This window comes from Microcystis sp. M090S1 (assembly GCF_020246295.1).
GTDB lineage: Bacteria > Cyanobacteriota > Cyanobacteriia > Cyanobacteriales > Microcystaceae > Microcystis > Microcystis aeruginosa.
Genome location: NZ_JADBTF010000205.1, coordinates 1 through 11,360, shown reverse-complemented (window position 1 = coordinate 11,360; position 11,360 = coordinate 1). Strand labels below are relative to the sequence as shown.

Sequence of the window (11,360 nt, the reverse complement as noted above, 5' to 3'; positions counted from 1 at the left end):
TGAAATGGGGCGAAAGTCTGTGGACTCTGTGTAAGACAGTACATGGTTTTTTAACTGTGGTATGCGACGGTGGTGGAAGCAGAAACTTAAATCGTGAGGTTTAGGAATCGCCGCACTTTTAGGGCGGCGAGGATGTCAATGAGGTTCGCTCGTCCTCTATTTTGATCGCCGACTCGTGCAGTCATGTCTTTTTTTCTCTTAGCTGTTGAACCACCTGCCCTGATTAATACTGTAGCTGAACCGGAAACGGAGGAGCGCCAAGTTTCTGAAAATAGTCCCACGTCTGTAGTTCCCCTCCCTGTCACCCCAGCACCTCTAGAGGCAAAAAAGCCTTCAGAAGAGAGCGTTTCTATTCCCCTCACCGTCACTCCACCCCCGGAAACCGTCGAGGTAAAACCCTTGGTTCCCGATGAGGGTATTCCCCTAAAACCATTACCGAGCAGTGCGGGTGACGCGGCAGCTTTAGGAAAACCCCTTTCTGTTCAGAATTCTCCACCCCCTGCGGCCGTTGGTGTCACTATTCATCCCGAAACCGAGATAGTTTCAGGATTAAATCAAAAAGCTCTTAACCAGAAAAATGGCTCAACTCGGCTATTAGTGCGGAAAAAAGGCGAAAAAACCAGCCAAGAATACTTGATTTCCCTCAATAACAGCCTAGATCAGACCGCTAATCCAGAAGGGGAAAGACCCCTAGAATTAGTGGCCGATGAGCAGGAATTTGACCAAAATCGGCAGATTATCACCGCTAGAGGTAATGTCACCCTGCGTTTTGCCCAAAGTGTACTAACGGCCGATCGCTTACAGATTAATCTTCCCGAAAAGTTAGCAGTAGCGGAGGGCCAGGTGATCCTAACCCGGGGAGATCAAATCCTGCGCGGCGATCGCTTCGAGTATTATTTCGTCCAGGATAGCGGTGTGGTATTTAATGCTAATGGGGAGATTTTTCAACCCAGCACCGCTAGGGATTTAGGACAAACGCTGCCCACGGATGTGGGGGCCGGTAGTTCTTTTGCAACCCTAACCGATCGTTTGGCATTAAATCAACCCTTGCAGAGAATCACCACGGGAGAGGGTTTTCAATTTGTCGTCGGGGGACAGGATCCCAGTCGGCGCGATCGACAGAATATTAGTAGTCCATCGGGGGGAACGATTAATCGTGTCCGTTTTCAGGCCGAACGCTTGAATTTTGATGGTAAGGTGTGGAATGCCACTAATGTGCGTCTGACTAATGACCCCTTTTCCCCCCCTGAATTGGAAGTTCGGGCTAATTCCGCCACTTTTCGCAGTACCGGCCCCTTTACCGATGAGTTGCGGATGAGTAATTCCCAGTTGGTTTTCGATCAACGGGTAGTGGCACCCACTTTTATTAATAGTCTCACTTTCGATCGCCGTCGTCGTCGTCCTTTTTTAATTGCCCCGGGCTATGATGGGGAGGATCGGGGCGGATTTTTCGTAGAAAGTCCCCTAACTTTAGTGGAGACACCGAAGACTATTTTTGAGTTGACACCGCAATATTTAATTCAAAAAGTCCTTAATCCCGATGCTTTTCCCTCAGCTAACCCCGGAGGTGGGGAAGTTTCGGCCCTTAGTCCGAAAGCTTTTGGTTTATTGGGCAATTTTGCCACTAATTTTGGCGAGCGCTCGTTTTTGCAAGCGACAGCTTCTTTTTCTAATTTAGATTTGGAACAGATCGAAAATAGTGTTCGTTCTAAAATTCGCTTTCAACAGACGATCGGACAGTTGCAGGATCCCTATCTGCTCAATGTGGAGTACAATTATCGCGAGCGTCTTTTTAACGGTTCTTTAGGGTTTCAGACGGTTAATAGCAGTTTTGGGGCAATTTTGACCTCACCTGTGATTGTCGTCCCGAATACGGATATTAGACTCAGTTATCAAGCTTCTCTACAGAATATTAACGCACCCACCGATCGCAGTAATCTCTTAGCGGCCAATGCAACGGATAATGTCACTAATTTAAGCCGTTTTCAGGGCGCTGTCTCCCTCAATCGCAGTTTTTTACTCTGGTCTGCCCTTACTTTACCACCGACTCCCGACCAAGGTTTAAGATTTTCTCCTCTTCCCGTTCAACCCTATATTGCTATTGTCACTGGTGTCACTGGTGTCACCAGTTATTACACTAATGGAGAGACGCAAAATTCCGTCACGGGAACCGTGGGATTATTAGGGCAGTTTGGGCGTTTTTCCCGCAATTTTTTCGACTATACCGGGTTTAATATCAGTTTTAGTCAGGGTTTGGTTAACGGACAATCACCCTTTTTCTTCGATCGCTTTGTTGATCAACAAACAATGTCCTATGGTATAACTCAACAGGTATATGGTCCGATTCGTGTGGGTTTCCAGAGTATTTATAGTATCGATCAAGCTAAGGAAATCAGTACAGAATATTTTCTCGAATGGAGTCGTCGCACCTATAGTTTAATTTTGCGCTATAACCCGGTGCTGCAGTTGGGAATACTCAACATCCGCGTTTCGGATTTCAACTGGACAGGCAACCCCGGCTATTTTGAGGGTAGCGATATCCGTCCGGTGGTGGATGGAGTAACCCGTTAAGCTGAGGAGACAGGAGAGGGGAAATGGGAGAGGGTGTGGGGTTTTAGGGATTTTCAGATCGGGATTACCTCTCATTGAGACTACCTTGACTAACTTATATCTTCTTTTCAACGTGACAGAAAAGCTCCTAAAATTTTCATGGTGTTGCTCGTTTCATAATTCAACCCTTCTACTCCCTTAATATTTGTTTGTTCATAAAGTCTAGGAGAGCGTAAAGTATTCTGACATTCTCCTGTTTTTAGGGTCCAAAGTTTAATCGTCTCGTCTTCACTTGCGCTGGCCAATGTCTTACCGTCGGGACTAAAACACACTGACCTGACACTTTTAGTATGTTCACACAGGAGTTGATGAAGTTGACCTGTTTCAACATCCCAAATTCTGATTGTTGCGTCATCCCCCCCACTTGCTAGTAACTTCCCATCGGGACTAAAAGCTACTGACCATACCCAAGACTTATGACCTTCAAAACTATTAATTAATCTACCATCTTTGACTTGCCAAACTTTGACCGTTTGATCATCACTTGAGCTGGCTAATCGCTGACCGTCAGAGCTAAAGACAACAGACCAGATTCTTCCTTGATGACCTTTAAAAGTCCGCAAAGATTGAGTCATATCATCTTCAATAGACCAGAGTTTAATAGTTCGATCTTCACTACCAGTTGCTATTAATTTTCCATCAAGACTAAAATTTACTGATAATACCCAGGCCTGATGTTCCTCAAAAGTTTTGAGACAAAATCCTCTCGGAACTGACCAAAGCTTAACAGAATTATCTCCACTACCACTTACCAGCATTTGACTATTAGGACTAAAAGCGATCGCCCATACGCGCTTTTGATGTTCTGGAGCAAAAGTGTATTTTTCATCTGTCCTAATATCCCAAAGTTTAATGATGTTATCGTGACTGGTACTAGCAATCAGTTGACCATTCGGACTAACCGCGACTTGATACAATAAAACCCAATAATCTTTTTCTTGTAAAATTTTAATTACTTTGCCACTTTCCCCTGACCATAATCTAATCGTTTGATCTCCGCTTCCACTTATCAATGTTTTTCCATCGGGACTAAAAGCTACTGAACAGATCCAGTCAGTATGACCATTAATCTGTTGAAGACATTTATGGTTTTTGATAGACCATAATCGGATCGAACGATCTATAGACCCACTCAAGATATATTGACTATCGGGGCTAAAAGTAATCGATGATAATCGATTGCCATATCCCCTAAAACATTGAAGACATTCTCTGGTTTTTACTGACCATAACCGCAGTGTAAAATCTTCACTCCCACTGGCTATATATTGACCGTCTGGACTAAAAGCAATTGACCAAATCCAGCTTTCATGTCCTGTTAAAGTATCAATATTTTGATATTCTCCTTCTATAATAGACCATATTTTAATGGTTTTATCGCCACTTCCACTGGCTAGAAGTTGACCATCAGAACTAAAGGCAACTTGCCAAACCCAATCTTGGTGTCCTGTAAGAGTATGGAGACATTCTCCCGTGTCAACTGACCATATTTTGATAGTTTTATCAGCGCTGCCACTGGCTAAAAGTTGACCATTTGGACTAAAGGTAACACCACCTACTCGTTCTTGATGTCCTTCAAGGGTGTGGAGACATTCTCCTGTTTCAACTGACCATATTTTGATGGTTTTGTCCTCACTTCCTGTGGCTAAAAACTTACTATCAGCACTAAAAGTAACGGCTCTAATAGGAGCATAATGTTTTTGAGAAGGGTGGGGCAAAGAATGACAATTTATAGATATATCTGTTGTAATAGACCAAATTTTAACAATTCCGTCTTGTCCCCCACTTGCTAGTAACTTTCCCTCGGAATTTAAGGCTACTGACCACACCCAGCTTCCGTGAGCAGGAAAACTTTTGCTTAATTCTAATTTTCCGTCTTGTTTGACTTTCCAGAGGTAAATCATCCCATGACTGTCACCAGTTGCTAAAAGCTCTTCTCTTGGAAAAGAGCGATTGAACTGACTGCAAGAAATTGATAAAATACTGCCACAAGTTTGAGGGAAAATACAGTCAAAAAACTGTGAGTATGAAAAATCTACTTGGTTGAGTCTAATGTTTGAAAAATCGACTTGTCGAATAGGGATATGGGAAAAATCGTAGCCGATTAAATGACCATTTTTCAGTATATTAAGTAAGTTAATAATATTGCCAGCAATGCCGCCAATTTGTCCAGAAGGTTCATTTTTTAATGTCTTTAAACAATCAATTAGTTTGCTTTCTAGATTATTTTCTTGAAAATTATGGATTAAGTTCTTAATTATTGGGTGTAAAATAACATTAACTTGAATCTTTCTTAGATAATCAGGAACAGTAGTTTTAGTCAAGGAGTTACTTCTTAATAATTGGAATTTTTCAGTTTTTATTTCTTCTGTTGCTATGGTAATAATTTTTTGAGTGAAATATTCAATCAGTAGAGGATGTATGGGGGAGCATCTCACTTACGCGATAAGTAATTATACTTAGCCTAAAAGCCACTCTTAATCGTGTCTTGGAACGAAATAGAGGCTTTTAAAGACTGCGTACATGGATAATTAAAACAAGAATTACCCTCGAAAAGCCTATTTTTCCACTAAGTATTTATGCTCATTGCAAAGGTGAGATGCTCCCGATGTATGGTAAAGTAGTCATCTTTTTTATCTAACAGAATTTTGCTAGATAATGATCTGATCCCTTCTTGGATACTTTTACCGTCAGGTTCAATGATAATATTATGTTCTAGTTCCGACAAAGAAACTGGATTTCGATTAATCGCTAACTCAAAAGTAATCGCTTTTTCTAAATTAGATAGTTGCTGAAAGTAAGAATTTAAAATAGACTCAATTTTTTCTATCAGAAGATTCCCTTTTAAAAGAAAATCCGAGAGATTATTATGATGAACTCGTTGAATATGATGAGCGATAGATTTGATGAATAAAGGATTGCCGTGACAGACTTGTTGAATTAAAAATTGCCATTCATCCTCTGAACCATGAAAGGTGTCAATATCTCTCAAAATTTGCCGTCCAGTTTGATAGTCAAGTCCTTGTAACTCTCGGAAATAAGTTGAAGTTTTATTTCCCACTAACGATTCAAGTTCTTGAGGAATTTTTCGACTGGTTATAATTAAACAGCTGTTGTGCTTTGACTGACCAATTGCTTGTAAAATTTCGCTATATTCTCGATAGTTTTCATGCTCAATAATCGCATCAATATTATCTAAAAATAATAAACAACGATATTTGGCTAGTATCTTGATAAATTTTATCAGTTTTATTTTAAATTTATCTTCTGTCTTAAAACTGATATTTTGTGAAATAATATTACTGGTATTTTCAAGAAATTCTAGGGGTAAAGGAGGATTCAAAAAAGACCAATAGATAACACGGGGAAATTCCTCTTGAATTTGCTCAATCAGTTTACAGACAAGAGATGTTTTTCCGATTCCTGCTATTCCGAAAATTCCGATAATTTTACACGGGGGACTATTTTGAAAAAACTTTTGTTTTAATAATTCTAGTTCTTTTTCTCTACCATAAATCTGAGAAATATCAGGAATTAATCCGAAATTATCATAATTTATTTCTGTTTTAACTGATGAGTTTTCAAGACCGGGAGATTTGCGCTTATCCCATTCTTCCTCAAATTTCCACAAATTTTCTTCTGTAAATGAACTCCAAAGGTTGAGGGTGAAGTGCCTTTGTCGTGATCCTTGAGGATTCGTGCGATTATCTGTAAGAATTCCCCAATCTTTTAAAACATCAAGAACATTTCTCATCTGAATTGTAGTGAGGGAAATAACTGATGTTTTTTTAGTACCAGCGTTGCAAAAATCTACCAAAACCTTTAATTCTGTTTTGACAATTAGTTTTGGGTGAGGTTTATCATATTTCAACCAGTTATAGATTATTTTATCTGACCAATAAGCTTGATCTACTAATTCACCGTTTACATACGTTAATAATCTTCTTAACAAAAGAGAAAGTTGTTCTTTAACTGTATCACTTGTATTTAGTCTTGGCATAATCTATGAAGATAATTTTTCTCATTATAGCTATATTTTCAATGTTGATTAATATTTTCTAAGGAATCTGGGAAGGATTTGAGGGTTAAAAATTTTTCTGGGATGAGGTGGTCGCCTACTTCTATAGGAATTTTAGTATATTGAGGGCGTGATAAAGAATCGGGTTCAATTAAAACATGGTACATCGTTAATCGGAAATCAGGGTCAAGATTAACTAGGGCAGAAATAGCTCCATCAGAATTTTGAGAAGCATATTTTTTATTTGTTATATCATCAGTTTGTGAAAAACAATCAAAACTACTAGGATGTCTATGCCAAAGTCCAAGAAGTTCTATAGGTTCCTGATAATATCTTCCTATTTTCTTAGATAAATGATTAATATACTCAGTATCATATTCAAAATAACCGGGTTGAAAAATAGGATGTATGCCCGGATCTAATGTTTCGAGAATGTACCATATATTAACTGTTTTTATTCCCAAGAAAATTCCACCTGTTTCTGTTTTAGAGCTTTCATAGGTTTCGGCGACAATTGCTAAAAAGGCTCTCTCTGAAAAAATAGTTTGGAGTTTTAAGTAGTTTAACATTTTTACTAAACTGATTCGTGTTGAGGATTGTCACAGGACATTTCTTGAAAGTAAGGTTCTCTGAAATATTCTATCTTTTTTGCCATAATTGGATCGTGACCTTGAATAAAAATTATTTGTTCATTGCGATTCATTCTCATGATTTCATCAGGATGTAGAAGGTCTCTAACTTGTTGGTTTCTTGTAGTTCCAGAACTTGTGCTATTGCCACCAACTTGACCATAACTTTGATTTTGACCCTCGCTAGTCGATATCACTTCAATTGTTGTTTTGCCTAGCTTTTCTGAGACATATTTGGCCGTCTCTAAGTCGGCGACCCCAAAATACTGCTGCACCTTACTACTAGAAATAAATGGTTGCCATTCATCATTGGGATAAAGTGCTTTTATTTGAGATAAATCTTGTAAAATTGTCCAAATAGTTGCGCCATAACCTCTGACAATTGAAACAGCATCTCTTAGAGAATCCATCCGACCTAATTGTGCCATTTCATCTAGTAAGAATAAAACTCGATGTCTCGGTTTACCTTGAACACTTAAAATGGCTCGAATAGCCGTACTTATCCATAATCGGAGTAAGCGAGAATAGGATGATAATTTATCAGTAGGTAAAACTAAGTAAAGAGAAACATCACCCGTTCTTTTGAGGTCTTTAATATCAAAACTACTCCGAGATAAAGACTTGATAACTCTGGGAGAGTCAAGAAATCCGGTATTACTTTTAACAGTGGAAAGGACACTAGAAGCGGTGTTTTCTGCTAATTGTTTGAAACCAGATGCGGTTCTGGCAATTATTCCATGAGCATAAGAAGAGCTTTCCATCATGTTAAGGTGAAAAGCTAATTCATCAGGAGGAGAAGTGAGCAGTTTTCTTACCTCTCCTAGATGTCTCGATTCTTCAGGGGATTCACAAACGACATAGAGAATAAATCCAGTTAAAAGAGTAACTGCTTCATCATTAAAATATTTATCGTTACCCTGCTCACTTTTTGGTCTTAAAATTAAAGAATCTGCTAAAGTTCTAGCATCATCTATTAAGTCATCTTCATCAGGATCTAAAAGATCTAAAGGATTCAATTGAGCCTGATCTTTTTTGTCACAAATTCCAAAAGGATCTAAACAAAGTACATTTTGTCCCATGCGTTGGCGTGCAAATGCTGTTACTGCATAATTTTCTCCTTTAGGATCTGTAACAATAACTGAGCCGGGATAGGTTAAAAGATTAGGAATAACTACTCCAACACCTTTACCCGCACCAGGGGGAGCAATAGTTATTAAATTGCCTTCAAAGCCACTCCAATCTTGATTAAATCTAAGTAGTAGTGAATCTGATTGTGTTTTTCGTGAGATCATTCCTTTCTTTTTCGTAATTTTTCCTAGCACAAGACCTTGAGAATCAAATAGATTTAAGGCTTCCAGATCTTTTTCATTTGACCAACGTGCTGTAGCTTGTCCACCACCAATTTTTTTTCTATCTGAACTTTTAGAAGGAAGAGCAAAGCTTTTTACTTGAAAGATCATTGCTGCTATAAACCCAACCCCAAAAATCAGAGCAAGATAATCAACGGTTAATTGAGGGACAAGATATTTAGCAGCGAGAACAAATAGCAAACCTGTTAAGAAATGAAAGGGATAGCGACGAACAATGTTGAAAAACATTAGCAGTATTTTACCTGCTACTGCTATAGATATTTCAAACATTTTGAACACTAAGTTAAATTGATCTTCAGGCATAATTTTTTCCTCTATTTTTGATTTCTAGGTGGTTGTATCATTATCTTTCATTGCTGCGTGTTTGCATAATTGGTTGTTGACTTAAATTAGCAGCATTTCTAGCAACTTCTTGCATTTGTTTCTGTCTTTGTTCTTCAAGGGTTTTTTGACGAGCAGCTTCTTCTCTTTCTTTTTTGTCTTTTAAAATACTTTGCACCTGATGATCTTTTTCGCTTTTAAGTCTTTCTTTAGTACCATCATTTTTTTGACGATTAACTTCTTCTCTTGCTTTCATAACTTCTTTTGTAGCTTCAGAAAATTTTTGTCTTTGTTGGTCTTGTCGTTGTTTGAGAAGTTTCCTCAAATCATTAGCTTGACTTCTACAATTCTGAGCATCTCGATATTCCTGTTTAGCTTTTTCTATAAGAGCCTTACGCTCTTGATCACTAGCACCCTTTGCCATTTCACTATATTTGTTAGCTTCTGCTTGGTGTGCAGCAGCTTTTGCTTCAAGCTGATTAATATGATGTTGTAATTCAGCGTCACTGGGAACAAATTCGTTAGGCATAAATTCACCTCTTGGTAAAGTTTTAAGTGGAAATAAAAGGATACAATTTATCGGTCACTAGGTATTGTAGCCGACGATATGTAAAAGCCAGAGTTGTTAATTAAACTCTCTATCTGTTCACTACTAGCCATCCCATTAAGAAATATCTGACCATCTTGATAAATCCTAATTTCTAAACGATTGGCAATGTTGGTTAAAGTATTTTTCATGTGTAAGTATCGCGGTGAAAGGAAGTGATATTGTTGATTAGAAGAACCAACCCAAGGACGATTTATGTCATTTAAATCTTGACGATAAGGACCGTCAATTAATAAATCGGTTACTGCAAGTAAATTATGCCAATCTTGCCGAGAACTGGTGCTAAGATTCTCATAAAGATACCCAGTAAAAGTGACAACTGACAAGCCTACTTTTTGTAACAATTGACCAAGATGAGCTAGAGCCGCAGCTTGGGCAAAAGGTTCGCCACCGACAAAGGTTACTCCTTCTATAGTTGGACCGCTGAGAATGCGCTCGAAAAGACGTTCTGTTTCAACAATTTTGCCACCGTTATCTTCCCACGTCCAAGGAACAGCACAGCCAGGACATCGAATTGGACAACCTTGAACCCAAATACAAGCACGTTCTCCGGGTCCTTCAGCCCGCGTATGAGGCAAAAACTTATTGATTCGTAATTCCATAGAAAAAGCCAAGATTATGTTAATAGAGTTAGCAATTGATGAACAAACTAGAAGCCTTTTAACTTCTATCCTGTACGGTTTCGTCTATTTGTTGACTTAACCAAACTTCTTGATTCTCGTAATATTCAGGAGTATAGGAAGACTCATATACTTCAGCATTGAGAACTTCTTCTAAAATTTCAATATAGTCGGTACAAGCTTTGCCTTTAATACCCTGAACTTCTGCTTGTACGCGACCATCAGGGAAAATCCGAAGTTGTATTTTTTTAGACATAGTTGACTCTCCTTAAGTTATTAATTAAAAATCAATTAGACGTTGATCTTGAGCGTCTGAAATATTTTCAGATTGGTAAGCAATAATAACAGCTTTTGCTTTTAACTTTGTTACTAGATGAGGTTGTAATTGTAAAAATTCGGCAACTTCCTCAATACTACTAAATCCTAAACGCAATTCACGTTCTCTGATTAGATTTTCGGCTTTGTTTATTGTCATATTTGGCAATAAAAGTAAATCTTCTAGGGGAGCATTATTCAAATCAACAGGTTCAAATTCAACAGGTTCAAATTCAACAGCTTTTTCTTGTTGAGAAGAATATTGTTTTTCTGTCTTTTTAGATATAGTCTCTGTTGGTTTTTGTATATTTTCTAATGTGGAGGGTGGAATTAATTCTCTTAGTTGTCGAATCTCTGTTATTGGAGTCCATTCTATCATTCCAGGCTTCCAAAATAGACATCCATTAGGATTTATTTGGCGTGTAGTAAGCAAATGCCGAACGGTATCTAAATCATACGGACCATAAGTTTCACCTGATACTCTTAAACTATAATTATTTTCTCGAAGATTTTTGTAATTTTCGGCGGCTTCTATCGCCTTTTCAATTGCATCTAGAGCTAAAGTAGCTTCTCTCCTGCTAAAAGGTTCCACTGTATGCTGTCCAGACGCACTGGTGATAATCAGTCTTTCTTGACTCGGTTCATTTTCTTTACTACCACCACCTATAGCTACACTACTTATTATCAGAGCCAAATAAAAAAAGATTCGTGGAAATATTGGCCAAGTTAAAATAGATCTCTTGCATAAGTCTAGACAAAATAGGATAAAATAGTCCAAGAGTTAAGATTGAAAGATGAATTACGAACAAGTAAAAACTTTAAAGCCAACAGAGTTCAAACGCTTGTGTGGCGTGTATCCAGATACATTTA

The 11,360-nt window shown here is 38.3% G+C and carries 7 protein-coding genes and 2 pseudogenes; 1 reads left to right on the top strand and 8 read right to left on the bottom strand.

Annotation, left to right across the window (positions count from 1 at the left end; genetic code table 11):
- Window positions 1–183 precede the first annotated feature (183 nt).
- Window positions 184–2,571 (top strand): DUF3769 domain-containing protein, encoded by a 2,388-nt coding sequence (locus IM477_RS09150; RefSeq protein ID WP_287731442.1) that lies wholly within the window; start codon window positions 184–186, stop codon window positions 2,569–2,571.
- Between the two features lie 107 nt (window positions 2,572–2,678).
- Here IM477_RS09150 and IM477_RS09145 read toward each other — a convergent pair.
- From IM477_RS09145 to IM477_RS09110, 8 genes and pseudogenes are all read right to left on the bottom strand, one after another.
- A pseudogene (locus IM477_RS09145) lies at window positions 2,679–5,033 on the bottom strand (WD40 repeat domain-containing protein); the annotation flags it as partial.
- Window positions 5,034–5,224: 191 nt separating this feature from the next.
- A pseudogene (locus IM477_RS09140) lies at window positions 5,225–6,610 on the bottom strand (NB-ARC domain-containing protein); the annotation flags it as partial.
- Window positions 6,611–6,648: 38 nt separating this feature from the next.
- The gene (locus IM477_RS23340; protein WP_002793844.1) at window positions 6,649–7,197 is read right to left on the bottom strand and encodes a Mov34/MPN/PAD-1 family protein; all 549 of its coding nucleotides are present in this window, start codon (window positions 7,195–7,197) and stop codon (window positions 6,649–6,651) included.
- 5 nt (window positions 7,198–7,202) lie between these two features.
- Window positions 7,203–8,930 (bottom strand): type IV secretory system conjugative DNA transfer family protein, encoded by a 1,728-nt coding sequence (locus IM477_RS09130; RefSeq protein ID WP_193959607.1) that lies wholly within the window; start codon window positions 8,928–8,930, stop codon window positions 7,203–7,205.
- Between the two features lie 40 nt (window positions 8,931–8,970).
- Complete coding sequence (locus IM477_RS09125; protein WP_193959608.1) at window positions 8,971–9,477, bottom strand: hypothetical protein; 507 nt, start codon at window positions 9,475–9,477, stop codon at window positions 8,971–8,973.
- 47 nt (window positions 9,478–9,524) lie between these two features.
- Window positions 9,525–10,157, bottom strand: a complete 633-nt coding sequence (locus IM477_RS09120; protein WP_287170327.1) for a 4Fe-4S single cluster domain-containing protein — start codon at window positions 10,155–10,157, stop codon at window positions 9,525–9,527.
- 58 nt (window positions 10,158–10,215) lie between these two features.
- A complete protein-coding gene (locus IM477_RS09115; RefSeq protein ID WP_185237209.1) occupies window positions 10,216–10,431 on the bottom strand; it encodes a DUF2997 domain-containing protein in 216 nt (71 codons plus the stop codon).
- A gap of 24 nt (window positions 10,432–10,455) precedes the next feature.
- Window positions 10,456–11,184 carry a GYF domain-containing protein gene (locus IM477_RS09110; protein WP_287731439.1) on the bottom strand — a complete coding sequence of 243 codons (729 nt, stop codon included), beginning with the start codon at window positions 11,182–11,184 and terminating at the stop codon, window positions 10,456–10,458.
- Window positions 11,185–11,360 lie beyond the last annotated feature (176 nt).

Excerpts from the sequence above, each read along its gene's own strand:
- IM477_RS09150 (WP_287731442.1), top strand. The coding sequence starts at position 184 with ATGTCTTTTTTTCTCTTAGCTGTTGAACCACCTGCCCTGATTAATACT.
- IM477_RS23340 (WP_002793844.1), bottom strand. The coding sequence starts at position 7,197 with ATGTTAAACTACTTAAAACTCCAAACTATTTTTTCAGAGAGAGCCTTT.
- IM477_RS09130 (WP_193959607.1), bottom strand. The coding sequence starts at position 8,930 with ATGCCTGAAGATCAATTTAACTTAGTGTTCAAAATGTTTGAAATATCT.
- IM477_RS09125 (WP_193959608.1), bottom strand. The coding sequence starts at position 9,477 with ATGCCTAACGAATTTGTTCCCAGTGACGCTGAATTACAACATCATATT.
- IM477_RS09120 (WP_287170327.1), bottom strand. The coding sequence starts at position 10,157 with ATGGAATTACGAATCAATAAGTTTTTGCCTCATACGCGGGCTGAAGGA.
- IM477_RS09115 (WP_185237209.1), bottom strand. The coding sequence starts at position 10,431 with ATGTCTAAAAAAATACAACTTCGGATTTTCCCTGATGGTCGCGTACAA.